At 71.0% G+C, this 25,803-nt stretch carries 23 protein-coding genes and 1 riboswitch; of the genes, 15 read left to right on the top strand and 8 right to left on the bottom strand.

Features of this window, described 5'->3' with window-relative positions; all coding sequences use genetic code 11:
* The first annotated feature begins 19 nt into the window (after positions 1 to 19).
* The gene (locus OG625_RS12615; RefSeq protein WP_329379374.1) at positions 20 to 610 is read left to right on the top strand and encodes an N-acetylmuramoyl-L-alanine amidase; all 591 of its coding nucleotides are present in this window, start codon (positions 20 to 22) and stop codon (positions 608 to 610) included.
* Between the two features lie 90 nt (positions 611 to 700).
* Positions 701 to 1,594 carry a 1-aminocyclopropane-1-carboxylate deaminase/D-cysteine desulfhydrase gene (locus OG625_RS12620; RefSeq protein ID WP_329379375.1) on the top strand — a complete coding sequence of 298 codons (894 nt, stop codon included), beginning with the start codon at positions 701 to 703 and terminating at the stop codon, positions 1,592 to 1,594.
* A 508-nt stretch (positions 1,595 to 2,102) separates the two neighbouring features.
* On the opposite strand, the gene OG625_RS12625 is transcribed toward OG625_RS12620, so the two are convergent.
* Entirely contained in the window at positions 2,103 to 3,680 is a 1,578-nt protein-coding gene (locus OG625_RS12625) for a Na+/H+ antiporter (protein ID WP_329379377.1), read from the bottom strand.
* A 55-nt stretch (positions 3,681 to 3,735) separates the two neighbouring features.
* Between OG625_RS12625 and OG625_RS12630 the strand changes: the two genes are divergently transcribed.
* The 3 genes from OG625_RS12630 (at position 3,736) to OG625_RS12640 (ending at position 5,678) form a co-directional block, all read left to right on the top strand.
* Complete coding sequence (locus tag OG625_RS12630) at positions 3,736 to 3,996, top strand: UBP-type zinc finger domain-containing protein (protein ID WP_329379379.1); 261 nt, start codon at positions 3,736 to 3,738, stop codon at positions 3,994 to 3,996.
* Positions 3,997 to 4,209: 213 nt separating this feature from the next.
* The gene (locus OG625_RS12635) at positions 4,210 to 4,623 is read left to right on the top strand and encodes an anti-sigma regulatory factor (RefSeq protein WP_329379381.1); all 414 of its coding nucleotides are present in this window, start codon (positions 4,210 to 4,212) and stop codon (positions 4,621 to 4,623) included.
* Complete coding sequence (locus OG625_RS12640) at positions 4,620 to 5,678, top strand: RNA polymerase sigma factor SigF (RefSeq protein ID WP_329379383.1); 1,059 nt, start codon at positions 4,620 to 4,622, stop codon at positions 5,676 to 5,678. The genes OG625_RS12635 and OG625_RS12640 overlap by 4 nt, the downstream gene beginning before the upstream one ends.
* Positions 5,679 to 5,688: 10 nt before the next feature.
* Here the strand turns inward: OG625_RS12640 and OG625_RS12645 are convergent, their stop codons facing one another.
* Complete coding sequence (locus tag OG625_RS12645) at positions 5,689 to 6,150, bottom strand: hypothetical protein (protein ID WP_329379385.1); 462 nt, start codon at positions 6,148 to 6,150, stop codon at positions 5,689 to 5,691.
* 84 nt (positions 6,151 to 6,234) lie between these two features.
* Between OG625_RS12645 and OG625_RS12650 the strand changes: the two genes are divergently transcribed.
* Both OG625_RS12650 and OG625_RS12655 read left to right on the top strand, forming a co-directional pair.
* The gene (locus OG625_RS12650; RefSeq protein WP_329379387.1) at positions 6,235 to 7,200 is read left to right on the top strand and encodes a diacylglycerol/lipid kinase family protein; all 966 of its coding nucleotides are present in this window, start codon (positions 6,235 to 6,237) and stop codon (positions 7,198 to 7,200) included.
* 322 nt (positions 7,201 to 7,522) lie between these two features.
* Positions 7,523 to 7,780, top strand: a complete 258-nt coding sequence (locus OG625_RS12655) for a WhiB family transcriptional regulator (RefSeq protein WP_004937597.1) — start codon at positions 7,523 to 7,525, stop codon at positions 7,778 to 7,780.
* 158 nt (positions 7,781 to 7,938) lie between these two features.
* Here the strand turns inward: OG625_RS12655 and OG625_RS12660 are convergent, their stop codons facing one another.
* Positions 7,939 to 9,408 carry a sensor histidine kinase gene (locus OG625_RS12660; RefSeq protein ID WP_329390613.1) on the bottom strand — a complete coding sequence of 490 codons (1,470 nt, stop codon included), beginning with the start codon at positions 9,406 to 9,408 and terminating at the stop codon, positions 7,939 to 7,941.
* Between the two features lie 368 nt (positions 9,409 to 9,776).
* Positions 9,777 to 10,373: a TetR/AcrR family transcriptional regulator gene (locus OG625_RS12665; protein WP_329379389.1), complete on the bottom strand. Its 597-nt coding sequence runs from the start codon at positions 10,371 to 10,373 to the stop codon at positions 9,777 to 9,779.
* 84 nt (positions 10,374 to 10,457) lie between these two features.
* On the opposite strand from OG625_RS12665, the gene OG625_RS12670 reads away from it, so the two are divergent.
* Positions 10,458 to 11,219: an SDR family oxidoreductase gene (locus tag OG625_RS12670; RefSeq protein WP_329379391.1), complete on the top strand. Its 762-nt coding sequence runs from the start codon at positions 10,458 to 10,460 to the stop codon at positions 11,217 to 11,219.
* Between the two features lie 707 nt (positions 11,220 to 11,926).
* Entirely contained in the window at positions 11,927 to 12,712 is a 786-nt protein-coding gene (nagB, locus tag OG625_RS12675) for a glucosamine-6-phosphate deaminase (protein WP_329379393.1), read from the top strand.
* Positions 12,713 to 12,992: 280 nt separating this feature from the next.
* Here nagB and OG625_RS12680 read toward each other — a convergent pair whose 3' ends face one another.
* The 4 genes from OG625_RS12680 to OG625_RS12695 all read right to left on the bottom strand — a co-directional run bounded on the left by OG625_RS12680 (position 12,993) and on the right by OG625_RS12695 (position 17,865).
* The gene (locus OG625_RS12680; protein WP_329379396.1) at positions 12,993 to 14,492 is read right to left on the bottom strand and encodes a glycoside hydrolase family 3 protein; all 1,500 of its coding nucleotides are present in this window, start codon (positions 14,490 to 14,492) and stop codon (positions 12,993 to 12,995) included.
* Positions 14,493 to 14,499: 7 nt separating this feature from the next.
* Entirely contained in the window at positions 14,500 to 15,318 is an 819-nt protein-coding gene (locus tag OG625_RS12685) for a carbohydrate ABC transporter permease (RefSeq protein WP_329390615.1), read from the bottom strand.
* 77 nt (positions 15,319 to 15,395) lie between these two features.
* Positions 15,396 to 16,418 (bottom strand): carbohydrate ABC transporter permease, encoded by a 1,023-nt coding sequence (locus OG625_RS12690; RefSeq protein WP_329379398.1) that lies wholly within the window; start codon positions 16,416 to 16,418, stop codon positions 15,396 to 15,398.
* Between the two features lie 163 nt (positions 16,419 to 16,581).
* Positions 16,582 to 17,865 (bottom strand): extracellular solute-binding protein, encoded by a 1,284-nt coding sequence (locus OG625_RS12695; protein WP_329379400.1) that lies wholly within the window; start codon positions 17,863 to 17,865, stop codon positions 16,582 to 16,584.
* Between the two features lie 293 nt (positions 17,866 to 18,158).
* Here OG625_RS12695 and OG625_RS12700 point away from each other — a divergent pair, with 293 nt between their 5' ends.
* The 6 genes from OG625_RS12700 to OG625_RS12725 all read left to right on the top strand — a co-directional run bounded on the left by OG625_RS12700 (position 18,159) and on the right by OG625_RS12725 (position 25,785).
* Positions 18,159 to 18,923, top strand: coding sequence for a GntR family transcriptional regulator (locus OG625_RS12700; RefSeq protein ID WP_329379402.1), 765 nt, complete (start codon positions 18,159 to 18,161; stop codon positions 18,921 to 18,923).
* A gap of 120 nt (positions 18,924 to 19,043) precedes the next feature.
* The gene (locus OG625_RS12705) at positions 19,044 to 21,266 is read left to right on the top strand and encodes a carbon starvation CstA family protein (RefSeq protein WP_329379404.1); all 2,223 of its coding nucleotides are present in this window, start codon (positions 19,044 to 19,046) and stop codon (positions 21,264 to 21,266) included.
* Complete coding sequence (locus OG625_RS12710; RefSeq protein ID WP_329379406.1) at positions 21,263 to 21,460, top strand: YbdD/YjiX family protein; 198 nt, start codon at positions 21,263 to 21,265, stop codon at positions 21,458 to 21,460. The genes OG625_RS12705 and OG625_RS12710 overlap by 4 nt, the downstream gene beginning before the upstream one ends.
* A gap of 127 nt (positions 21,461 to 21,587) precedes the next feature.
* Positions 21,588 to 22,082 carry a GNAT family N-acetyltransferase gene (locus tag OG625_RS12715; protein WP_329379408.1) on the top strand — a complete coding sequence of 165 codons (495 nt, stop codon included), beginning with the start codon at positions 21,588 to 21,590 and terminating at the stop codon, positions 22,080 to 22,082.
* Positions 22,083 to 22,160: 78 nt separating this feature from the next.
* Positions 22,161 to 22,237: riboswitch (adenosylcobalamin-variant (AdoCbl-variant) riboswitch) on the top strand.
* Positions 22,238 to 22,390: 153 nt separating this feature from the next.
* Positions 22,391 to 24,766 (top strand): ribonucleoside-diphosphate reductase subunit alpha, encoded by a 2,376-nt coding sequence (locus tag OG625_RS12720; RefSeq protein WP_329379411.1) that lies wholly within the window; start codon positions 22,391 to 22,393, stop codon positions 24,764 to 24,766.
* Positions 24,766 to 25,785 carry a ribonucleotide-diphosphate reductase subunit beta gene (locus OG625_RS12725; RefSeq protein ID WP_329379413.1) on the top strand — a complete coding sequence of 340 codons (1,020 nt, stop codon included), beginning with the start codon at positions 24,766 to 24,768 and terminating at the stop codon, positions 25,783 to 25,785. Before OG625_RS12720 ends, OG625_RS12725 begins: the two co-directional genes overlap by 1 nt.
* The last annotated feature ends 18 nt before the right edge of the window (positions 25,786 to 25,803 follow it).

Consider the following 25,803-nt stretch of genomic DNA (forward strand, 5'->3'; position numbering starts at 1 on the left):
CACCGCAAAGGAGGCGGCCATGGCCGCACCCATGTCCGCGGACCGTTTCATCGACGCCCTGCGCGACGAAGGCCTGACCGTCGTCGAGGTCGGCGCCTGGCGCACCCACAACCGCAACCACAAGGGCCCCTGGGGCCCCGTGCACGGCGTGATGATCCACCACACGGTCACGCACGGCACCCCGAGCACCGTCCGGCTCTGCCGCGAGGGCGACCCGGCCCTCCCTGGCCCGCTCTGCCACGGCGTGATCGCCAAGGACGGCCGCGTCCACCTGGTCGGCTACGGCCGCGCCAACCACGCGGGCGCCGGGGACTCCGACGTCCTGGCCGCGGTGATCGCGGAGAAGCGTCTCCCCCCGGACGACCGCGCGGACACCGACGGGAACCGCCACTTCTACGGCTTCGAGTGCGAGAACCTCGGCGACGGCGAGGACCCCTGGCCGACGGTCCAACTGGACGCCATCACCCGCGCGGCCGCCGCGATCTGCCGGGTCCACGCCTGGACGGCCCGCTCGGTGATCGGCCACCTCGAATGGCAGCCGGGCAAGATCGACCCCAAGGGCTTCACCATGGCCTCCCTCCGCGAACGCGTCACGGAGCGCCTGAAGTAGTCCCCTGCCACACCGGCCCCGGCGCGGCCCCGCCCCCGCCGGGGTCTCTGACGTGCGACGTCGCATCCGGCACGGGCTCACAATGGACGGGTGAGCCACCCCGAACTGCGACCCCGCCCGCCGTCGCCCCTGCACGAGGTCCCCGACGAGCGGTTCGCGGCGCACGGCGTACGGCTGCTGCTCAAGCGGGACGACCTCGTACATCCCGAACTGCCCGGCAACAAGTGGCGCAAGCTCGCGCCGAATCTGCGGGCGGCCGTGGAGGCCGGGCACGGCGGGCTCGTCACCTTCGGCGGGGCCTACTCGAACCACCTGCGGGCCACCGCCGCGGCCGGGCGGCTGCTCGGGATGGGGACCGTCGGGATCGTGCGCGGGGACGAGCTGGCCGTGCGGCCGCTCAACGATGCGCTGGCCCGGTGCGCGGCGGACGGGATGCGGCTGCACTTCGTTTCGCGGTCCGAGTACCGCCGCAAGGCCGAGCCGGAGGTGCTGGCGCGGCTGGTGGGCGCCGCCGGGGCGGAAGGCGCGTACGTGGTGCCCGAGGGCGGGAGCAACGCCCTGGCCCTGCACGGCTGCGCCGAGCTGGGCAGCGAGCTGCGGGGCGCGGCCGATGTGGTCGCCGTGGCCTGCGGGACCGGTGGGACCCTGGCCGGCCTGGCCGCCGGACTCGCCCCCGGGCAGCGGGCGCTGGGCGTGCCGGTGCTGGCGGGCGGCTTCCTGGGCGCGAAGATACGTTCCCTCCAGGCGGCCGCCTTCGGAGGTCCGGCCGGGGAGTGGAGCCTGGCCGAGGGGTACGACCACGGCGGCTACGCCCGCGTCCCGGCCGCGTTGGAGGCCTTCGCCCTCGACTTCGAGCGCCGCCACCGCCTCCCCGTCGAGCGGATCTACGTCGCCAAGCTGCTCTGGGCCCTGGCCGACCTCACCGCCTCCGGCGCGTTCCCCCATGGCACCACCTTGGCTGCGGTGATCACCGGCCGGCCGTAACCGGGCGGGGCCGGTTGCCCTCCCGGGCGGTGTTGCGGAGCCCCTGCGGCGGCGCCGTTGCCGGAGCCCCTGCCCCGGCGCCTCAAACGCCGGCGGGGCTGAGGGTGCCCCCTGGGCCGGGACCGGCCTGTTGGGGCGGTGCCCCGGCGGAGTGTCTCCTCGTCCTCGCGCACCGAGGCACCGCTGCGAGACGTGAGGGTGGTTGCGCGCTCGTCCTGCGGGGACACTCCGCCGTGTCCCCACCCCAACGCACGCTCCCGGCCCAGCGGGCGGGGGTCAGGGCCGTCTGGCCGGTCCGCGGGGGCACTCCGGGGCGTCCCCGCAGGACGAGCGCGCAACCACCCCCCACTTCCAAAGGTGCCTCGGTGCGCGAGGACGAGGAGACGCCCCGGAGGGACACCGCGGACCAACCCGACGGCCAAAAACCCCGCCCCGGGGGGCAAACCCAGCCCCGCCGGCGATTGAGGCGCGGGATGCCGCCCGGCAGCGGCGCACCGCGGGGGGGGGATCACCCCGACTCGCGGTACGCCGCCGCCTCCTCCAGGTCCAGGCGGCGCAGCAGGGCCCGCAGCATCTCGTCGTCGATCCGGCGGGCGTCGCGCAGCGATACGAAGACCTCTCGCTCGGCCTCGATCATCTCGCGGGCCAGGCGCCGGTAGACGTCGTCCGCCGACTCCCCCGTCACCGGGTTGACCTCACCCAGCCGCTCCCACACCGCGTTGCGCCGCCGTTCCAGCACGGTCCTCAGCCGGTCCGCCAGCGGTGGCGGCAGCGTGCTGTTCTCGGGCTGTTCCAGCAGCTCCGTCAGCCGGTCCTCCGCCGCCCGCGAGGCCTGGCTCTGCGCCTGCGCCTCCGCCAGGGTCTCCGCCTGTAGGTCCTTCGGCGGCAGCTTCAGCACCCTGATCAGCGGCGGCAGGGTGAGGCCCTGGACGACCAGGGTGCCGATGACCGTCGTGAAGGTGAGGAAGAGGATCAGGTTCCGGTGCGGGACGGTTACCGGCACGGAGAACGCGATGGCCAGCGAGACCACCCCGCGCATCCCGGCCCAGCCGACGATCACCGGGGCCTTCCAGTCGGTGTCGGGCTCCCGTTTGCGGATCCGCGCCGAGAGCCTCGGCAGGAAGGTCGCCGGGAACACCCACAGGAACCGGGCCACCACCACCGCGACGAACACCACGACCGCGTACCAGGCGGCGACCAGGCCCTCGTACTCGCCCAGCCCCTTGAGGACCACCGGCAGTTGGAGCCCGATCAGCGCGAAGACCACCGACTCCAGCACGAAGGCGACCACCTTCCACACCGCCTCCTCCTGGAGCCGGGTCGCGAAGTCGACCTGCCAGTTCCGGTGCCCGAGGTACAGCGCGACGACGACCACCGCGAGCACCCCCGAGGCGTGCACCCGCTCCGCCGCCGCGTACGCCACGAAGGGGATCAGCAGCGACAGGGTGTTCTGGAGCAGCGGCTCCTTCAGCCGCTTGCGGAGCTGGTGGATCGGCACCATCAGCAGCAGGCCCACGCCGACCCCGCCCACCGAGGCCACCAGGAACTCGGCGATCCCGCCGGCCCAGCCGGCGCTCACCCCGACCGCCGCCGCCAGGGCCACGTTGTAGGCGGTGATCGCGGTGGCGTCGTTGACCAGGGACTCACCCTGCAGGATGGTCGTGATCCTGTTCGGCAGGCCGAGCTTGCGGGCGATGGCGGTGGCGGCGACCGCGTCGGGCGGCGCGATCACCGCGCCCAGCACCAGCGCGACCGGCAGCGTGAGCGCCGGCATCACCAGGTAGGCCACGTAGCCGACGGCGAGCGTCGCGAAGAGCACGTAGCCGACCGACAGCAGCGCCACGGGCCGCATGTTCGCCCGCAGGTCCAGGTACGAGCTGTCCACGGCGGCCGTGTGCAGCAGCGGCGGGAGCAGCAGCGGCAGCACGATGTGCGGGTCGAGTGCGTACGAGGGCACGCCCGGGACGTACGCGGCCACCAGCCCCACCGCGACGAGCAGCAGCGGCGCCGGCACCGGCGTCCGGCGGGCGATGCCCGCAACGGCGGCGCTGCCCGCGATCAGCGCCACCAGCGGCAATACCTCCATCGAAGATCCATCCTCGTTCGTCGTGCGCCAGCGCCCGCGTCGTACGCTCGTCATCATGAGCGAGTGCACCCACGTTGCCGAACTGCCGCGCCCCGAGCCCATCCCGTCTGCCCAGACCTGCCCCGAATGTCTGGCGACCGGCAGCCACCCGGTCCAGCTGCGGATGTGCCTGGCGTGCGGGCACGTGGGCTGCTGCGATTCCTCGCCGCACCGGCACGCGACGGCGCACCACCAGGAGACCGGCCATCCGGTCATGCGGAGTTTCGAACCGGGCGAGACCTGGCGGTGGTGTTTTGTCGACGGTTCGATCGTCTGAGGCGGGGTAGGTCAACCCTCCGCCGGTTCCCCTGATTTGGGCCCCGCAGACCCCTAGCCACTGTGCGTACCCATGGGCTTACCATCAGTCACTGGGCAGCGGCATGGCCGGCCGGGGCGCTCCAGCGGGCGCCGAGAGGGGTGCCGCGACACGATCGCCCGGATCGCGATAGCGTCACCGGCGAACAGAGCTCGTACCACCTTGGAGGTGAGGGTGTCCCAGATCGCAGGCGAGCCCGGGACCCAGGACTTCGTGGAAGTCCGGCTGCCCGCTGCGGGTGCCTACCTGTCGGTGCTGCGGACGGCCACGGCCGGCCTCGCGGCACGTTTGGACTTCACCCTCGACGAGATCGAGGACCTCCGCATCGCGGTGGACGAGGCCTGCGCGATCCTGCTCCAGCAGGCCGTGCCCGGCTCCGTCCTCAGCTGCGTCTTCCGGCTCATCGGGGATTCGCTGGAGGTGACCGTTTCCGCGCCGACCACCGACGGGCGCGCGCCGGAGCGCGATACGTTCGCGTGGACGGTCCTGTCGGCGCTGGCCGGCAAGGTCGAGGCCACGGTCGAGGAGAACAAGACAGTGAGCATCAGCCTCTACAAACAGCGCGGCGCGGGACCAGGCCCGGCGTGAGCGGCGGGGAGATCCCGGTGCGGGGCGGGGATCGGCCCCGGGTGCGGCACGAGGTCGACGGCGGCATCCCGGAGCAGCAGCACGCCCGGCCGCACCCGGCTGAAGCGGATGCGGATGACGGCTTTTTGGACTCGGCGGAGCGACGGGCGGGCCCTATGAGCGAGAACCAGCACGATCAAGTACAGCCACCGGAGGCCGCTGCCAAGCCTCCGGAGGAGGCCTTCGGTGTGCCCGAGGTCCCCGGGGCCCCCGAGCCGCCGGCGCCGCCGGTGTTCCCGGTGACCCGTGCGCTGCCCGATCCGCGCGACCGCAGTGGCGCGCGGGCCCTCTTCATCGAGCTGCGGGCGCTGCCCGACGGTTCGCCGGAGAAGGCGGAGCTGCGCAACCGCCTCGTACGGATGCACCTGCCGCTGGTGGAGCACCTGGCGCGGCGGTTCCGCAACCGCGGTGAGCCGCTGGACGACCTGACGCAGGTCGCGACGATCGGCCTGATCAAGTCGGTGGACCGGTTCGACCCGGACCGCGGGGTCGAGTTCTCCACGTACGCCACGCCCACGGTGGTCGGCGAGATCAAGCGCCACTTCCGTGACAAGGGCTGGGCCGTACGGGTCCCCAGGCGCCTGCAGGAGCTGCGGCTCTCGCTGACGACGGCCACGGCGGAACTGTCCCAGCAGCACGGCCGCTCCCCGACCGTGCACGAGCTGGCCGAGCGGCTGGGGATCTCCGAGGAGGAGGTGCTGGAGGGCCTGGAATCGGCCAATGCCTACAGCACGCTCTCGCTGGACGTCCCGGACACCGACGACGAGTCGCCGGCGGTCGCGGACACCCTGGGCTCGGAGGACGAGGCCCTGGAGGGCGTCGAGTACCGCGAGTCCCTCAAGCCGCTACTGGAGGGCCTGCCGCCGCGGGAGAAGCGGATCCTGCTGCTTCGGTTCTTCGGCAACATGACCCAGTCGCAGATCGCCCAGGAGGTCGGCATCTCCCAGATGCACGTCTCGCGCCTGCTGGCCCGCACCCTGGCCCAGCTCCGCGAGAAGCTCCTCGTGGAGGAGTAGGCCGTACCGGCTATCGGGTCTGCTCCGCGGGCCCGATGCCGAGGGCTTCGGTCGCCGTGGGGTTCACCAGGAGCGCCGTGACGGCGACCGCGGCCAGGGCCAGCGCCACGGCGGCCGCGATCATCGCGCCCCCGGTGCTGTACAGCGTGTACGCCACCGGCAGCGCCATCAGCTGGGTGATCATCGCCGGGCCGCGGCTCCAGCGGCGGCCCAGGCGCAGGCCGCGCGCCCCGATCAGCGGCAGCGCGGCGAGCACGAGGAGGGTGATCCCGCCGGTCTCGGCCTGCTGCGCGGAGTCGGGGTCGCCGGCGATGCCCACGTACAGCATGTAGACGCCGAGGCCGGCCAGTGCCAGTCCCTCCAGTGCGGTGAGCACGGCGGCTGCGGTCAGCCGCCGGGGCAGCGCGGCGGCGGGTGCGGCGGCGGGCGCGGGTGCGGCGGCGGGGGCCTTCTGGGGCTGCTTCTTACTCACTCCAGCAGGGTAGCGGCGCTGCCCTGACCGCCAAGGGGACGGGCAGTAGGGTCGGCATATGCGGGGGTGGGTAGGCTGGCGCCCATGCGTGCACTCCTCGTGGCCAACCCAGCAGCGACGACCACCAGCGCGCGCACGCGCGACGTACTGATCCACGCGCTGGCCAGCGAGATGAAGCTGGAGGCGGTGACCACCGAGTACCGGGGTCACGCCCGGGACCTGGCGCGCAAGGCCGCGCACGAGGGGCTCGACCTCGTGGTGGCGCTGGGCGGCGACGGCACGGTCAACGAGGTGGTCAACGGGCTGCTGCACGACGGGCCCGATCCGGAGCGGCTGCCCCGGCTGGCGGTGGTCCCCGGCGGTTCGACCAATGTGTTCGCCCGCGCGCTCGGTCTGCCCAACGACGCGGTCGAGGCGACCGGCGCCCTGCTGGACGCGCTGCGGGAGCGGCGCGAGCGGACGGTGGGCCTGGGCCTGGCGGCCGGCACCCCGGGCACGGAGGACGAATCGGTTCCGGCCCGCTGGTTCACGTTCTGCGCGGGCTTCGGTTTCGACGCGGGCGTAGTCGGCCGGGTCGAGCAGCAGCGGGAGCGCGGCAAGCGTTCGACGCACGCGCTCTACGTACGACAGCTGATGCGGCAGTTCTGGGAGGAGCCCAACCGCCGGCACGGCACGGTCACGCTGGAGCGCCCCGGAGCGGATCCGGTGACGGATCTGGTGCTGTCGATAGTGTGCAACACCTCACCGTGGACGTTTCTGGGCAATCGTCCGCTTTACGCCTCTCCGGAGGCGTCGTTCGATACCGCGCTTGACGTATTGGCGCTGGACCGTTTGTCAACTCCGGCGGTCGCGCGGTACGCGACACAGCTCCTGACCTCGACTCCTGAGCGGGGTCCGCACGGCAAGCACGCGGTGTCTCTGCACGATCTGACCGACTTCACCTTGCATTCGAAGGTCCCGCTTCCGTTCCAGATGGACGGAGACCACCTCGGCCTGCGTACCAGCGTTCGGTTCACAGGCGTACGCCGTGCACTGCGTGTGATTGTGTGAGCGGAAGGGCCCAAAGTCCTTTCACTCGAACGTTTACACGCCGGTCCACCCTCACGATGTAGGGCTGTGACCTAGTAGACACCGACGAATCAAAAAAAACTTTCCGGAAGGGGTTGTATCCCCGTCCGAGGTTTGCGAATCTCTTCATGGCGATCGGGACAGCCCGCAGAACCCGGCACCCACACAGACCGCCAGAACCCCTCCACGAATCTCTGACTGATCACCCCGGAAACTGGGCGGTCGCCCTTCCCTCACGGGGGGATTCGTGAAAGCGTTCACATTCACAAGCAACCTGCCCGCAATACAAGGAGATGGAGCAGCCATGGACTGGCGTCACAACGCCGTTTGTCGTGAGGAAGACCCGGAACTCTTCTTCCCCATCGGCAACACCGGTCCTGCGCTGCTGCAGATCGAGGAAGCCAAGGCCGTCTGCCGCCGTTGCCCCGTCATGGAGCAGTGCCTGCAGTGGGCGCTCGAGTCCGGTCAGGACTCCGGTGTCTGGGGCGGTCTCAGCGAGGACGAGCGCCGCGCAATGAAGCGCCGCGCCGCTCGCAATCGGGCGCGCAACGCAACCGCCTGACATCGACTTTCGAGCCTCGACGCGCAGCGCGTAGTACCCGTATAAGCGCTTGGCACCGTGCTCTTGGGCCCCGGACCGATCACCCTTCGGTCCGGGGCTCAGTGCTGTCCGGGGTGCAATCCCGTCACTTTGGGTGACGGTCCGGCCGCTACTTCCCGCTACTTCTGCGGGCTGGACGGGATGTCGAGGACGACCTTCGTGCCGCGCGGCTCCGCCGCGATCATGTCGAAGGTGCCGCCCAGCTCGCCCTCCACGAGGGTCCGTACGATCTGCAGCCCGAGATTGCCGGCCCGCTGGGGGTCGAATCCCTCGGGCAGACCCCGGCCGTCGTCGAGCACCGTGATCAGCAGCCGGCCGTCCGCCCGGCCGGTACCGGAGCGGACCGCCGACACCTCCACCGTGCCCCGGTCCCCGTCCGCGAAGGCGTGCTCCAGGGCGTTCTGCAGGATCTCCGTGAGCACCATCGACAGCGGAGTGGCGACCTCCGCATCCAGGATCCCGAAGCGGCCGGTGCGCCGGCAGTCGACCTTGCCCGGGGAGATCTCCGAGACCATCGCGATCACCCGGTCGGCGATCTCGTCGAACTCGACCCGCTCGTCGAGGTTCTGAGACAACGTCTCGTGCACGATCGCGATCGAACCGACACGGCGAACGGCCTCGTTGAGCGCCTCACGGCCCTGCGCCGAATCCATCCGGCGGGACTGGAGCCGCAGCAGCGCGGCCACCGTCTGGAGGTTGTTCTTCACCCGGTGGTGGATCTCCCGGATGGTCGCGTCCTTGGTGATCAATTCACGTTCGCGACGGCGCAGTTCCGTGACGTCGCGGCAGAGCACCAGGGAACCGATCCGGGTCCCCTTGGGCTTGAGCGGGATCGCGCGCAGCTGGATGACCCCGCTGCTGCCCTCGACCTCGGTCTCCCGGGGGGCCCAGCCGCTGGCGAGCTTGACGAGTGCCTCGTCCACCGGGCCGCGGGAGGGGGCGAGTTCGGCGGTGGTGTTGCCGAGGTGCTGGCCGACCAGGTCGGCGGCGAGGCCGAGGCGGTGGTAGGCGGAGAGCGCGTTCGGGGAGGCGTACGTGACCACGCCGTCGGCATCGAGCCGGATCAGGCCGTCGCCGACGCGCGGGGAGGCGTCCATGTCGACCTGCTGGCCGGGGTACGGGAAGGAGCCCGCGGCGATCATCTGGGCCAGGTCGGAGGCGGACTGGAGGTAGGTCAGCTCCAGCCGGCTCGGTGTACGCACAGTGAGCAGGTTGGTGTTGCGGGCGATCACTCCGAGTACCCGGCCCTCGCGGCGGACGGGGATCGACTCGACGCGGACGGGCACCTCCTCGCGCCACTCCGGGTCGCCCTCGCGCACGATGCGGCCCTCGTCGAGCGCGGCGTCGAGCAACGGACGGCGGCCGCGCGGCACCAAGTGGCCGACCATGTCGTCCTGGTACGAGGTGGGGCCGGTGTTCGGGCGCATCTGCGCGACCGACACGTACCGGGTGCCGTCGAGCGTGGGAACCCACAGCACGAGGTCGGCGAAGGAGAGGTCGGAGAGCAGCTGCCACTCCGAGACCAGCAGGTGGAGCCACTCCAGGTCGGTTTCACCGAGAGCGGTGTGCTGGCGTACGAGGTCGTTCATGGAGGGCACGTGGCGAGCGTACCCCGGGTACGCCGCATGACTTTCCCCACGACGGTACTCAGGAGTATCCAGGAGGGGCGCGGGCCGCGTACTGTTGGATGAAGTGACGGGATTCATCCCCCCGTCATTGGATGGACAGATCTTAATGGTCTAGTCCACAATTGACTTAAGCTTCCGCCCTCCCCGCACAGGAGGACGGATCGAGGTAAGCCGCGTGATCTGCCCTGACTGCGCAGGCACCTCTCACCGGCCGTGGGAACCGCACACCCACCGGCCGTAAGTACTCCGGGCTACGGTGCCGGACGGGCTGAGGGTCCCGTCGGGCACCGTGGCCCAGAGGAACTCCCGCAGGGGCTCCCGCACCCCTCCTAGGCCGGCGGCCAGGCCAGCAGGGCCCGCGCCGCGACCGCCTCCAGCTCTTCCCGGCTCGCCCCGTCGCGCGACTGCTGGGACATCCCCTGAAGCACCGCCCCGGCGTACCGGGCCAGCGCCCGCGCGTCCGTGTCCGCGGGCAGCACGCCGGTGGCCACGTCGGCCCGGATCCGGCGCTCGAACAGCTCCAGGTTGGCGTTGCGCCGCTCACGCAGGGCCTCGGCGACCTCCTCCGAGGTGGTGTTGACGGCCGCGCTGAGCACCATGCAGCCCGGCGGATGGGCCGGGTCGGTGTAGATCGCGGCGGCCTCGGTCAGGATCCGCTCGACGGCCGCGCGGGCCGTGGGTTCCTCGGCCAGCGCCACGCTCGCGAAGTCCGCGTAGCGGCCCCCGTAGACCACCACGACCTCGTCGAACAGCTTGCGCTTGTCGCCGAAGGCGGCGTAGAGGCTGGGCGCGCCGATGCCGAGCGAGGCGGTCAGGTCGGAGATCGAGGTCGCCTCGTAGCCGCGCTCCCAGAAGGCGAGCATGGCCTTGTCGAGGGCGGCGTCGCGATCGAAGGAGCGGGGTCTGCCGCGCTGTCCTGTCACCATGCGCCGATTCTATAGCGGCCGCTACTGAATCTGGTACGGTCCCTTCTGTAGCGACCACTAGCGAATTGCGAAGGGGGGCGCGTCATGGGCGTGCTCAAGGGGAAGACGGCACTGGTCACGGGCGGCAGCCGGGGCATCGGCCGGGCCGTCGCGGAGCGGCTGGCGCGGGACGGAGCGCTGGTCGCGGTGCACTACGGACGCGACGAGGCGGCGGCCAAGGAGACGGTGACGGCCATCGAGGCGGCCGGCGGGGCGGCTTTCGCGATCCGGGCGGAGCTCGGCGTCCCGGGCGACGCGCGGGCGCTGTGGGCGGCGTACGAGGCCCATCCCGCACACACGGAGGGCGTGGACGTGCTGGTCAACAATGCGGGGTCGGCGACCTTCGCGGGCATCGGGGAGATCGACGAGGAGGCGTACGACCGGACGCTGGCCCTCAACGCCAAGGCGCCGTTCTTCGTGATCAAGTACGGGCTGGCGCGGCTGCGGGACGGGGGCCGGATCGTGAACGTGACCGGCACCCCGGACCTCGCGCTGCCGGCGATCCTGGCCACGGTCACGGCGAAGGGCGCGACGAACGCGCTGACGAGGTCGCTCGCGGCGGAGCTCGCGCCGCGGGGGATCACCGTGAACTCGGTGGGCCCCGGCATCACCGGGACCGACCTGAACGCGGGCCTCCTCGCGGACCCCGCGACCCGGGCGCACCTGGCCTCCCGGTCGGTCTTCCACCGCATCGGCACGGCGGAGGAGGTCGCGGACGTGGTGGCCTTCCTGGCCTCCCCGGACTCCCGCTGGCTCACGGGCCAGCACCTGAACGCGACGGGCGGCCTCCAGCTGGCCCTGGCCTGACCCCTCCGGCGGGGCGGACCCCCCGGACCCCCGGGACTCCGCCCCGCACGCCGGCACGGCCGAAGGCGCCGCCGCGCGGCCCCTGGGCTCCGCCCAGTCCCCGCGCCTCAAACGCCGGCGAGGCTGAATTTGCCTGCCGCCGCCACCCGCCAAGCGCGGCTCAAAGACCTGGGGCTCCGCCCCGCACCCCGCTCCTCAAGCGCCGGCGAGGCTGGATGCGGCCGTGGCCGCCTGCCCAGGTGCGGCTCAAAGATCCGGGGCTCCGCCCCGTACCCTCCCCCAGACTCCGTCCGGGGGGACCCCCGCTCCTCAAGCGCCGGAGGGGCTGGATGTGCCTGCTGCCGTCCGTCAAGCGCGCCTGGACTTTGGCCGGCGTCAGCCGGAAGGCGCGCGCAGCGCAACCGAGCGGGCTGGACAAGCCCGCAGGGCACCTCCAACCCCGCAGCGGCACCTTCAGCCCCGCCGGCGTTTGAGGCGCGGGGTCTGGGGCGGAGCCCCGGCAGCGGCGCCGCACCCTCGGGGTCCGGGGCCGAGCCCCGGGGGCGGGGAGAGCCGCGCGGCGGCGTCCGCAGCCGCCCCGTCCGGGAGGCCAGGGGCGCGGATCCGGATCACCATGAGATGGGGCGGAGTCCAGCCGGAGAGGGCCCACCTCTGCTATATTGGTCTATACCACAGACCGCACCACACTCCAGATCGGCAGGCCCCGCGTGGAAGTTGTCATCGTCCCGGACGCCAAGGCAGGCGGCGAGCTCATCGCGGAGGCCATGGCCGCCCTGGTCCGCCGCAAGCCCGACGCCCTGCTCGGCGTGGCGACCGGCTCTACCCCGCTGCCCATCTACGAGGCCCTCGCCGCCAAGGTCGCGGCCGGCGCGGTGGACGCCTCCCGGGCCCGCATCTGCCAGCTCGACGAGTACGTCGGCCTGCCGACCGGGCACCCCGAGTCCTACCGGGCCGTCGTGCTGCGCGAGGTCGTGGAGCCGCTGGGCCTGTCCAAGGCCTCCTTCATGGGCCCCGACGGCTCCGCCGAGGACATCGTCGGCGCCTGCGAGGCCTACGACCGGGCGCTCGCCGAGGCCGGCGGCGTCGACCTCCAGCTGCTGGGCATCGGCACGGACGGGCACATCGGCTTCAACGAGCCCTGCTCCTCCCTCGCCTCCCGCACCCGGATCAAGACGCTGACCGAGCAGACCCGCGTGGACAACGCGCGCTTCTTCGACAACGACATAGACCAGGTGCCCCACCACGTCATCACCCAGGGCATCGGCACCATCCTCGACGCCCGCCACCTGGTCCTCCTGGCCACCGGCGAGGGCAAGGCCGAGGCCGTCGCGCAGACCGTCGAGGGCCCGCTGTCCGCGCTGGTCCCCGCCTCCGCGCTGCAGCTGCACCGGCACGCGACCGTCGTCGTGGACGAGGCCGCCGCGTCGAAGCTGAAGCTGGCCGAGTACTTCCGTCACACGTACGCCAACAAGCCGGCCTGGCAGGGCCTGTAGCCGCACCGGAACACGCCGAAGGGCCGGGCTCCCCCTGGGGGGTGCCCGGCCCTTCGCGTGCACGGGGTGCGGGTGCGGGTGCGCGGCGCGGAGCCGAAGCCGCTGCGCGGGGCCTCCTTGGCTCCGCCCGGACCCGCTCCTCAAACGCCGGAGGGGCTGGATTTGGGCTGATGCCGTCCGCCCAGCGAGGCTGGATTGCCCTGAGGGCAATCCAGCCTCGCCGGCGTTCGAGGCGCGGGGTCCGGGGCCGAGCCCCGGCAGACGGGCCCGCGCCGGGCCGCTAAGCCCCCGCGATGACCTCGGCGGCAGCCCGCCCGCAGACGCGCGCGGCTCCGTGCGTGGCGATGTGCAGCGCCCCCCGCGGCTCCGCGCGCGGCAGGCCCATTTCGACCACCACCGTGTCGGGTCGGGCCGCGACCAGTGCGTCCAGGGCCTCGGTCATCCACGGGTGCCGGTGCGCGTCGCGGACCACGGCGACGACCGTGCGGTCCCCCGCCGCCGCGAGGATGTCCCCGGCCGTGGCGCCCTGCGGGTAGGTGCCCGAGGCCGTGTCCGGGAGCAGTCGGGCCAGCTCCGCCGCCACGCCCCACGGGGTCTCGTCCCCCACCGCGATGTTCGCGACGGGCGCGAGCGTGGCGACGTACGGGCCGGTGAGCGGCGCGGTCGCACCCGTGAGGACGAGGGCGCGGCGGGCCGCCGTCAGGCCGATGCCGGACGCGCCGCTCCCCTCCTGCCGCGCGTCCGGCCTGGCCCGGCTGGTCCATTCGGCGAGCGCCCGCACCCGGGCGGCGGCGTCGGCGAGGCGTTCCTCGGGGAGGGTGCCCTCGCGGACGGCCGCGACGAGCGCGTCGCGCAGCCGCAGGACGGTCGCCTCGTCGGCGAGTCCGCCGCCGACGCAGATGGCGTCGGCGCCGGCCGCGATGGCGAGTACGGAGCCGCGTTCGATCCCGTACGTCCCGGCGATGGCGTGCATCTCCATGCCGTCGGTGACGATGAGGCCCTCGTAGCCCAGCTCCTTGCGCAGCAGGCCGGTCAGGATCTGCGGGCTGAGCGTGGCCGGGCGGGTCGGGTCGAGCGAGGGCACCAGGATGTGCGCGCTCATCACGGCCTTGGTGCCGGCCTCGATGGCGGCTTTGAAGGGGACCAGCTCGCGGGCGACCAGGGTGTCGAGGTCGACGTCGATGCGCGGGAGCGCGTGGTGCGAGTCGACGTTGGTGTCGCCGTGGCCCGGGAAGTGCTTGGTGCAGGCGGCGACGCCGGCGGCCTGGAGGCCCTCGACGTAGGCGGCGGTGTGCCGGGCGGTGAGGTGGGTGTCGGCGCCGAAGGACCGTACGCCGATCACCGGGTTGTCGGGGTTGGAGTTGACGTCCGCCGACGGGGCCCAGTTGAGGTTGACCCCGCATTCGGCGAGGCGGCGGCCCAGTTCGCGGGCCACGTCCCGGGTCAGCTCGGTGTCGTCGACGGCGCCGAGGGCCAGGTTGCCGGGGAAGGAGGAGCCGCCCCGCACTTCGAGGCGGGTGACGTCGCCGCCCTCCTCGTCGATGGCGACGAGGACGTCGTCGCGCTCGGTACGCAGCTGCGCGGTGAGCGCGGCGAGCTGTTCGGGCGAGGTGATGTTGCGGCCGAAGAGGCCGACGGCGGTGAGGCCTTCGGCGACCTGGCGCAGCAGCCAGGCGGGGGCGGTGGTGCCTTCGAAGCCGGGCTGGAGCACCGCGAGGGCGTCGCGGGTGAGGCCGTCGTTCGAATCGGACGCGGTGACCCGGTGCGCAAGGACAGTCATCGTGCCGTTATCCCTTCACGGCGCCGGCGGTCATCCCGCCGACGGCCTTGCGCTGGAGGAAGATGAAGATCAGCAGGACCGGGACCGCGAACAGCGAGGAAGCGGCCATGGTGGCGCCCCAGTCGTTGCCGAAGGCCGTCTGAAACTCGGTGAGCCAGAGCGGCAGGGTCTGCGCGGTCTTGTCCTTGTTCAGGATCAGGACCATCGCGAACTCGTTCCAGGCGGTGATGAAGCCGAAGAGCGAGGTGGACATCAGGCCGGGGGCCAGCAGCGGGAAGATCACCTTGCGGAAGGCCTGGCCGCGGGTGCATCCGTCGATCTGGGCGGCCTCTTCCAGGGTCACCGGGACCGCGGCGATGAAGCCGCGCAGCGTCCAGATGGTGAAGGGGAGGACCATCGCGAAGTAGATCGCGGTGAGCAGCGGGAGGCTGTTCAGCATCTCGCTGTCGCGGGCGATCATGTACATCGCGATGACCATGACCTCCCAGGGGGCCATCTGGGCCATCATCACGGCGAGCACGAGGCCCTTGCGGCCCTTGAACTTCATCCGGGCGATGGCGAAGCTCGCGGCGAGGGCGACGAGGAGGGCGAGCAGGACGGCGCCGACGGTGACCAGCACGCTGTTGGTGACGTACGTCCAGAAGTTCTCGACCCCGGTGGCCTTGGTGAAGTTGTCCAGCGTCGGGGTGAAGACGAAGGCCGGGTCCTTGGTGAGGATCTCGCTCGACGGCTTGAGGGCCGAGGAGAACATCCAGTACACGGGGAAGACGAAGACGGCGGCCAGCAGGAGCGCGCCGAGGTTCTTGGCGACGGTCCCGGGGCGCAGCGGCCGGCGGGTGCGGAGCTGCTGCGCGGGCTTCCCGGAGGGGGCGGAGGCCGCGGGCTTCGGGGCGGTGGTCGTGCTCACTGCTCCTCCTCCTGCTTCAGGATCAGGCGGAAGTAGAAGGACATGACGACCACGAGGATCAGGATCGTCAGGACGGAGATCGCGGCGGCGAGGCCGTAGTGGGACTGGCTCTGGCCCTCCACGTAGGCGAACACCGGGAGGATCTCGGAGGCGCGGTCGGGGCCGCCCTTGTTCATGGCGTAGACCTGGGTGAAGGCCTTGAAGACCCAGATCACCTCGAGGAACGTGGTGATGAGGAAGAAGGGCTTGAGGTTCGGGAAGACGACCTTCCAGAAGGTCTGCCAGCCGTTGGCGCCGTCCATCCGGGCCGCCTCGTACAGCTCGGCGCTGACCGTGGTCAGACCGGCGTACATGTTGAGGGCGACGAAGGGGATGGAGCCCCAGACCACCAGGAGGGTGACGATGGTCAGGGTGGAGAGGCCGGTCTCGAACCAGTTGTGCTGTTCGTAGCCGGAGACTCCGATGGTGCGCATGACCCAGTTCATGACGCCGAACTGCTCGTCGAACAGCCAGGTGAAGACCTGTACGGAGGCGACGATCGGCATGGCCCAGGCCATCACCAGCGCCATCGACAGGACCAGGCGCATCCACTTGCCGAGCTTGTTGAGCAGGATGCCGATGAGGCTGCCGAGCACCATGATCAATGCGACGTTGGCCATGGTGAAGGCGAAGCTTCGGACGACGACGGTCCAGAAGTTCGAGTCGCCGAGGAGTTCGGTGTAGTTGCCGAACCCGGCGGACGGGTACTTCCGCTGGATGAACTCGATCTTGTTGATGTCCTGGAAGGACAGGATCACGTTCTTGATCAGCGGGTAGAGCAGCAGGGCCGCGAGGCTGAGCACCGCGGGCCCGATCAGGAGATAGGGCAGCCACCCCGAGGGGAGCGACCTTCTGCCCCCGCGAGGAGACGCCGGGCCGGTGGCTCCGGCGCCGGCCGGTGCCTTCGGCGGTCGTCCGGCGGACTTCAGTGGTGCGTCCTGTGGAGCGCTGGTCGCCGCTCCCTGGGAGTGCACGGTCATGTGTTCGTTTCCTCGCGGTTGACTGTGGAGTCAAATGCGCGACCGGGGGTGTGGCAGACGCCTGGGCGCCTGCCACACCCCCCGGTGCGTTCACACTGCTGGGTACAGCGGGTCCTGCGGGTACTTCCGGTGATGCGGGTCCTGCCGGTGCTGCGGGGTGGTGTTACTGGTTGATCCGCTTCGCGATCTCGGCGTCCGCGGCCGCGGCCGCCTTCGCGGCGTCCTCACCGTTCAGGACCTTGGTCATGAACTCCTTGATCGGGTTCGGCTCGGTCTCGACGTTCGCCCAGCCCGCGGTGACCGGGGTGATCTTGCCGTTGGCGCCGGCCAGGGCCATCGACTCGGCGAAGGAGCCCGGGGCGGTCGCGAAGTTCGCGGCGGCCTGGTTCGGGAGCAGCGCGCCCTTGGTCTCGGCGGCGTACTTGGTCATCTGGTCCTTGCCGGCGGCGAGGGCCAGCCACTCCTTGGCGAGCTCCTTGTTCTTGGAGCGCTCGGCCACGGCGAGGTTCGAGCCGCCGAGGAACACGGTGCCCGGCTTGTCGGCGGTCTTGCCCGGGATCGGGAAGTAGCCGAAGTCGGCCTCCTTGCCCGCGTCCTTCAGGGCCTTCTCCGCTCCGGCGGCCTCCCAGCCGAGACCGATCCAGGAGGCGACGCCGCCCTTGGGAACGATGTCGGTGGACTGCTGCGGGGTGGCCTCGTCCTTGTCCTTCGGGGCGGTCGAGAAGGACTGGAGCTTCTTGTAGAAGTCCATCGCGGAGGTGGCCTGCGGGGTGCTCAGCGCGCCCTTCCACTTGCCGCCGTCCTTGACGGCCAGGTCGCCGCCCTCGTCCCAGACGAAGCCGGCGAGGACGTACCAGCTCTGGCCGGGCAGGTAGATCGGCTGCGAGGCCGGGTCGGCCGCCTTCAGCTTCTCCAGGCCGGCCACCCACTCGTCGCGGGTCTTCGGCGGGGTGATGCCGGCCTTCGCGAAGGCCTTCTTGTCGTACACGACGACGCGGTTGGCGGCGTACCAGGGAGCGGAGTAGAGCTTCCCGTCGATCTCGGACGAGGCCGTCATGCCCTTCGCCCAGGCGTCCCCGCCGAGCTTGGCCTTGTCCTTGGTCAGATCGGCGAGGCCGCCCGTGACCGCGTAGCCGGCGGTCTGGGTGTTGCCGAGCTCAATGACGTCCGGAGGGGTGTTCTCGGAGAGGGCCGTGGTGACCTTCTCCTGGATGCCCTTCCACTTCTGCTCCTCGACCTTGACCGTGACACCGGGGTGCTTGGCCGCGAACTCCTTGTTGACCTCGTCGAGCCAGGCCTTCGGCGCGGAACCGTCCATCAGCCAGACGGTTATCTCCTTGGCGCCACCCGCGTCGGTCTTCGACTTGTCGTCGCTGCCGTTGCCGCACGCCGCGACTCCGACCATCATGCCCGCGACACTGACCGCCGCGATGAGCTTGCGCTTCACGCCACCCTCCTCAGGGATGCTGCCTGCAACTTCCCTCGCCCGCCGCGGTGACGTACGTACCGAGTACTGCCCGTGGGGCCGGGATCTGATCCATATTGGTGTAGACCAGTAGCTGGAGCTTGGCCTAGACCTTTAGGGGTGTCAAGGGTCTAATGAGCGGGTGTCCGGGTCCGTTATCGGACCGACACCTGGGGGGAGAGAAGGCCTGTCCTCCCATACGTGTCACGATGTGACCGCACATATCGGAGGAGCCGGTGACGGCAGCGAAACTGGAGTCGGGAAGGCGGGCGGCGATGGCCACCGAAGGGGCGATCACGGAGCCGGAGGGCGGGGCAGCCACCCGCACGGCGCGTGTACCCAAGTACTACCGACTCAAGCGGCACTTGCTCGACATGACCGAGACACTGCCGCCCGGCACCCCGGTCCCGCCGGAGCGCACGCTCGCGGCCGAATTCGACACCTCGCGGACCACCGTCCGGCAGGCCCTCCAGGAACTGGTCGTGGAGGGACGACTGGAACGGATCCAGGGCAAAGGCACCTTCGTCGCCAAACCCAAGGTCTCCCAGGCCCTGCAACTCACCTCCTACACGGAGGACATGCGCGCCCAGGGACTGGAACCGACCTCCCAGCTCCTGGACATCGGCTACGTGACGGCCGACGACACCCTCGCCGGCCTGCTGAAGATCAACACCGGCGGGCGGGTGCTGCGCATCGAGCGGCTGCGCCTCGCCAGCGGCGAGCCGATGGCCATCGAGACCACCCACCTCTCGGCCAAGCGCTTCCCCGCGCTGCGCCGCTCGCTGGCCAAGTACACCTCCCTCTACACCGCCCTCGCCGAGGTGTACGACGTGCACCTGGCCGAGGCCGAGGAGACCATCGAGACCTCGCTGGCCACCCCGCGCGAGGCCGGCCTGCTCGGCACCGACGTCGGCCTGCCGATGCTGATGCTCTCCCGGCACTCCCTGGACGCCGACGGCGAACCGGTGGAGTGGGTGCGGTCCGTGTACCGCGGCGACCGCTACAAGTTCGTCGCGCGGCTCAAGCGGCCCACCGTCTGACCGATCACCGGCCGCCGAGCGGTCACCCCATACCGTTATGCGGACGGGTCTTACGTTCACCGGGCAATCCCCCGTAGATTCCCTGCGCTTACGCAGATGATCGACGAGGGGACGAGAGTCATGTCTGAACCGGAAGTAAACGGAACGACACGGGACAAGGCGAGTCCGGGCACCGCGCCGGGCTCGCCCTCTCCGAAGTCCATTGCCGCATGGGTACTCGTCGCACTCATCGGCGCCATCGCCTGGGGCGTGCTCGCCCTCTCCCGCGGCGAGGAGATTTCCGCCGCCTGGCTGCTCGCCGCCGCGGTCGGCTCGTACGCCATCGGCTACCGCTTCTACTCCCGCTTCATCGCCCACCGCGTGCTGAAGGTGGACACCACCCGGGCCACCCCCGCCGAACGCCTTGACAACGGTGTCGACTACCACCCCACCGACCGTCGGGTGCTCTTCGGCCACCACTTCGCCGCCGTCGCCGGCGCCGGCCCGCTCGTCGGGCCCGTGCTCGCCGCGCAGATGGGCTACCTGCCGGGCACCATCTGGATCGTCGTGGGCGTCATCTTCGCCGGCGCCGTCCAGGACATGGTCACGCTGTTCTTCTCCACCCGGCGCGACGGCCGCTCGCTCGGCCAGATGGCCCGGGACGAGATCGGCCCGGTCGGCGGAGTCGCCGCCCTGGTCGCCGTGTTCACCATCATGATCATCCTGCTGGCGGTGCTCGGCCTGGTCATCGTGAACGCCCTGGCGCACTCCCCGTGGGGCGTCTTCTCCATCGGCATGACCATCCCGATCGCCCTCTTCATGGGCTTCTACCTGCGCGTGCTGCGGCCGGGCCGGGTCACCGAGGTCTCCGCCATCGGCGTCGCGCTGCTGCTGCTCGCCATCGTCGCGGGCGGCTGGGTCGCCGAGTCCTCCCTCGCCCCCACCTTCACGCTGGAGAAGGAGACGCTGGTCCTCTGGATGATCGGGTACGGCTTCTTCGCCTCGGTGCTGCCGGTGTGGATGCTGCTCGCGCCCCGCGACTACCTCTCCACCTTCATGAAGATCGGCACCATCGCGCTGATGGCCCTGGGCGTGGTCATCGCCATGCCGACCCTGAAGATGCCCGCGGTCACCGACTTCGCGACCCGCGGCGACGGCCCGGTCTTCGCCGGCTCGATGTTCCCCTTCGTCTTCATCACCATCGCGTGCGGGGCCCTGTCCGGCTTCCACTCACTGGTCTCCTCGGGCACCACCCCGAAGATGATCCAGAAGGAGACGCAGGTCCGGGTCATCGGCTACGGCGCGATGCTCACCGAGTCCTTCGTCGCCGTCATGGCGATGATCGCGGCCACCATCATCGATCCCGGTCTGTTCTTCGCGGTGAACTCCCCCGGCGGCGTCATCGGCACCACGGTCGAGAGCGCCTCGCAGGTGGTGACCAACTTCGGCTTCGCCATCAGCCCGGACGCCCTCGCGCAGGCCGCGAAGGACGTCGAGGAGGCGAGCCTGCTCTCCCGTACCGGTGGCGCGCCGACCTTCGCACTCGGAATGGCGGAGATCTTCTCGGCCGTGATCGGCGGCACCGGAATGAAGGCGTTCTGGTACCACTTCGCCATCATGTTCGAGGCGTTGTTCATCCTGACGACCGTGGACGCGGGCACCCGCGTGGGACGGTTCATGCTCCAGGACACCCTCGGCAACGTGCACAAGTCCTTCAAGAACGTCAGCTGGAAGCCCGGCGTGTGGCTGGCGAGCGCCGTCGTCGTCGGCGGCTGGGGCTACTTCCTGTGGGTCGGCATCAAGGACCCGCTGGGCGGCATCAACCAGCTCTTCCCGCTGTTCGGCATCGCGAACCAGCTCCTCGCCGCCGTCGCCCTGGCCGTCTGCACCACCCTGCTGGTCAAGTCCGGGCGGCTCAAGTGGGCCTGGGTGACGGGTGTTCCGCTGGCGTGGGACGTGGCCGTGACGCTCACCGCGAGCTACCAGAAGGTCTTCTCGGACGACGTGAAGGTCGGCTTCTTCGCGCAGCGCGACAAATACCAGGGCGGGATCGACGCGGGCAAGGTGCTGCCGCCCGCCAAGAACATGGACGACATGCACACCGTCGTCACCAACGCCACGGTGGACGGCGTGCTGTCGGCGCTGTTCGCGGTGCTGATCATCATCGTGCTCGCCGACGCGGCCCGGACCTGTTTCAAGGCCATCGCCCACCCGGAGTCGGTGCGGCTCTCCGAGGTCCCGTGGACCGAGTCGAAGATCGTCGCCCCGGCCGGGCTGATCCCGACCGCGGCCGAGCGGGCCGAGCTCGCCGCGGCCGGCCTGGACTCGGGCGGCGGACGGGTCAAGGAACCGGCGGCGTCATGAGCGGGGTCCGCCGGGCGCTGGCCCGCGCCCGGTTCTTCGTACGGGAGTTCTCGGGCGAGGCGGCGTACGACCGGTACGTCGCCCACGCCCGCTCCCACGACCCGGACGCCGAGGTCCTGACCCGGCGCGCCTTCGAACGCGCCCGCACGGACGCCCGCGAGGCGGACCCCCGCGAGGGCTTCCGCTGCTGCTGAGCCCCGCTGCCGCCACCGGCCCTCACCGGCCCTCACCGGCTCCGACCGGCTCCCACCGGCTCCGGAGGAAGGCCCCGCCGCACCCCGCGGCGGGGCCTTCCCGCACCCGTCGCACACACTGGGTGCCATGGACATCGTGATCAGGGCGGCGCTGCCCGCCGAATACGAACAGCTCGGCGAGATCACCGCGCAGGCGTACCTGGGCGACGGGCTCCTCGGCTCCGGCGAGGCGTTCTACGTGGCCGTCCTGCGGGACGTCGCCGGGCGGGCCGCCGACGCCGAGGTGCTCGTGGCCGTCGACGAGAGCGGTTTGCTCGGCGGCGTGGCCTTCGCCCCGCCCGGCAGCCCGCTGGCCGACGTCGCCGGGCCCGGCGAGGCGGAGTTCCGGATGCTGGCCGTCTCCAGCGAGGCACGCGGACGCGGCGCCGGCGAGGCCCTGGTGCGCGCCTGCATGGCCCGCGCCCGGGAGTTGGAGGGCGTCACGCACCTGGTGCTCTCGACCCAGCGCGGGATGACCGGCGCCCAGCGGATCTACGACCGGCTCGGCTTCGTCCGCACGCCCGAGCGGGACTGGGCGCCGGTCCCGGGCCTGACCCTGCTCACCTACCGCCTGGAGCTGTAGCGGGGTGTCGTGCCACACACCGACACAACATGTGGGGGGTCGCGCAGCAGCGGCCCCCCACATGTATGCTCATGCCTGCTGTCGCCGCAGGGGAATCCGGTGTGAATCCGGAACTGTCCCGCAACGGTATGAAAAGTCCGAGGACCTGCCGACAGCGCGCCCGGGTCGACCGAACCGGGTGCCGATTCGTCCGGGCCTCGCGGTTGGGCCGGTGGACGCCATGCGGTGTACGCGTTCCTGGCACGCCCGCATGCGCCTCCCCGTGCCCGCCCGCCGTCGACCGGGCCGAGCGAGGGAGAGCTCCCGCCGTGACCATCGCGCCTTCCGCACCGCGCGCCGAGTCCGTTTCTGGCGACAACACCGAGGGCCCGGGGGCCACGCTGCTGCGTACCCTCACCGAACTGACGGCGGACCTCCCCGACACCGACCCCGGCCGGGTCGCAGCCGCCGCGCTGCGCGGCCGTAGCGCCGCCGCCGACGACGCCGAACTGCGCGGCCTGGCCACCGAGGCCGCCGCGGGCCTGATCTCCGAGGACCCCGCGTACTCCCGGCTCGCCGCCCGGCTGCTGACGCTGGCCGTCCGCGACGAGGCCGCCGGCCAGGGCTCCACCTCCTTCTCCTCCTCCGTCGCGGTCGGCCACCGCGAGGGGCTGATCGCCGACCGCACGGCCGAGTTCGTGACGACCCACGCGGCCCGCCTGGACTCGCTCGTCGAGCACACCCTCGCGGAGGGCGCGGACGACCGCTTCGGCTTCTTCGGCCTGCGCACCCTGCACAGCCGCTACCTGCTGCGCCACCCGATCACCCGCCAGGTCATCGAGACCCCGCAGTACTTCATGCTGCGCGTGGCCTGCGGCCTCGCCGCGGACGAGAGCGTCCAGGCCGTCGAGGAAGTGGCCTCGCTGTACCGGCTGATGAGCCGCCTCGACTACCTGCCCTCCTCCCCCACCCTCTTCAACTCCGGCACCCGGCACCCGCAGATGTCCTCCTGCTACCTGCTGGACTCCCCGCTGGACGAGCTCGACTCGATCTACGACCGCTACCACCAGGTCGCGCGGCTCTCCAAGCACGCGGGCGGCATCGGCCTCTCGTACTCCCGCATCCGCGCCCGCGGTTCGCTGATCCGCGGCACCAACGGCCACTCCAACGGCATCGTCCCGTTCCTGAAGACGCTGGACGCCTCCGTCGCCGCCGTGAACCAGGGCGGCCGCCGCAAGGGTGCCGCCGCCGTCTACCTGGAGACCTGGCACGCGGACATCGAGGAGTTCCTGGAACTCCGCGACAACACCGGTGAGGACCAGCGCCGTACGCACAACCTGAACCTCGCCCACTGGGTGCCGGACGAGTTCATGCGCCGCGTGAACGCCGACGCCGACTGGTCGCTGTTCTCCCCGGCCGACGTCCCCGAGCTCGTCGACCTGTGGGGCGACGAGTTCGACGCCGCCTACCGCAAGGCCGAGGCGGCCGGCCTGGCCCGCAAGACCATGCCCGCCCGCGACCTGTACGGCCGGATGATGCGCACCCTCGCGCAGACCGGCCAGGGCTGGATGACCTTCAAGGACGCCTCCAACCGCACGGCGAACCAGACCGCCGAGCCGGGCACCGTCGTCCACTCCTCGAACCTCTGCACCGAGATCATCGAGGTCACCAACGACGGCGAGACGGCCGTCTGCAACCTCGGCTCCGTCAACCTCGGCGCGTTCGTCGTGGACGGCGGCATCGACTGGGAGCGGATCGACGAGACCGTCCGCACCGCCGTCACCTTCCTCGACCGCGTGGTGGACATCAACTTCTACCCGACCGAGCAGGCGGGCCGCTCCAACGCCCGCTGGCGCCCGGTCGGCCTGGGCGCGATGGGCCTCCAGGACGTCTTCTTCAAGCTGAAGCTGCCCTTCGACTCCCCCGAGGCGAAGGCCCTGTCCACCAAGCTCTCCGAGCGCATCATGCTCGCCGCCTACGAGGCCTCCTGCGACCTCGCCGAGCGCAGCGGCCCGCTGCCGGCCTGGGAGCAGACCCGCACCGCGCGCGGCGTCCTGCACCCGGACCACTACGAGGTCGAGCTGAACTGGCCGGAGCGCTGGGAGGCGCTGCGCGCCCGCGTCGCGAAGACCGGCATGCGCAACTCGCTGCTCCTCGCCATCGCCCCGACGGCCACGATCGCCTCGATCGCCGGCGTGTACGAGTGCATCGAGCCGCAGGTCTCCAACCTCTTCAAGCGCGAGACGCTCAGCGGCGAGTTCCTCCAGGTCAACGCCTACCTGGTGGACGAGCTCAAGAAGCTCGGCGTGTGGGACGCCCAGACCCGCGAGGCCCTGCGCGACGCCTCCGGCTCGGTCCAGGGCTTCGGCTGGATCCCGGCCGAGGTCCGCGACCTGTACCGCACGGCGTGGGAGATCCCGCAGCGCGGCCTGATCGACATGGCCGCGGCGCGCACCCCGTTCCTCGACCAGTCGCAGTCCCTGAACCTGTTCCTGGAGACGCCCACCATCGGCAAGCTCAGCTCGATGTACGCGTACGCCTGGAAGCAGGGCCTGAAGACCACGTACTACCTGCGCTCGCGCCCGGCGACGAAGATCGCCCGCGCAGCCCAGGCCGCCACCCCGGTGGCGCTCCCGCAGGCCGTCGACGCCGACGCACTGGCCTGCTCCCTTGAGAACCCCGAGTCCTGCGAGGCCTGCCAGTAATGAGCACCACCAAGTCCGACAAGAACCTCCTGGACCCGGGCTTCGAGCTCACGCTCCGCCCCATGCGCTACCCGGACTTCTACGAGCGCTACCGGGACGCGATCAAGAACACCTGGACCGTGGAGGAGGTCGACCTCCACTCGGACGTCGCCGACCTCGCGAAGCTGACGCCGGCCGAGCAGCACATGATCGGCCGTCTGGTCGCGTTCTTCGCGACGGGCGACTCGATCGTCTCGAACAACCTGGTGCTCACCCTCTACAAGCACATCAACTCCCCGGAAGCGCGCCTGTACCTGTCGCGCCAGCTGTTCGAGGAGGCCGTGCACGTCCAGTTCTACCTGACGCTGCTCGACACCTACCTGCCCGACCCGGACGACCGCGCGGCGGCCTTCGACGCGGTCGAGGAGATCCCCTCGATCCGCGAGAAGGCGCAGTTCTGCTTCAAGTGGATGGACTCGGTCGAGAAGATCGACCGCCTGGAGACCCAGGCCGACCGCCGCCGCTTCGTGCTGAACCTGATCTGCTTCGCCGCGTGCATCGAGGGCCTCTTCTTCTACGGCGCCTTCGCGTACGTGTACTGGTTCCGCTCGCGGGGCCTGCTGCACGGCCTGGCGACCGGGACGAACTGGGTCTTCCGTGACGAAACGATGCACATGAACTTCGCGTTCGAGGTCGTGGACACGGTCCGCAAGGAGGAGCCCGAGCTCTTCGACGACGCCCTCCAGCAGCAGGTCGTCGACATGCTGAAGGAGGCGGTGGAGGCGGAGCTGCAGTTCGGCCGCGACCTGTGCGGTGACGGCCTGCCGGGCATGAACACCGAGTCGATGCGCGAGTACCTGGAGTGCGTCGCGGACCAGCGCCTGGTCCGCCTCGGCTTCCCGCCGGTGTACGGCTCGCAGAACCCGTTCTCCTTCATGGAACTGCAGGGTGTCCAGGAGCTGACGAACTTCTTCGAGCGCCGCCCGTCGGCCTATCAGGTCGCGGTCGAGGGCACCGTCGACCTGGACGAGGACTTCTGATCCGGATCGCTTGATAGC

This window comes from Streptomyces sp. NBC_01351 (genome assembly GCF_036237315.1).
Classification (GTDB): Bacteria; Actinomycetota; Actinomycetes; order Streptomycetales; family Streptomycetaceae; genus Streptomyces.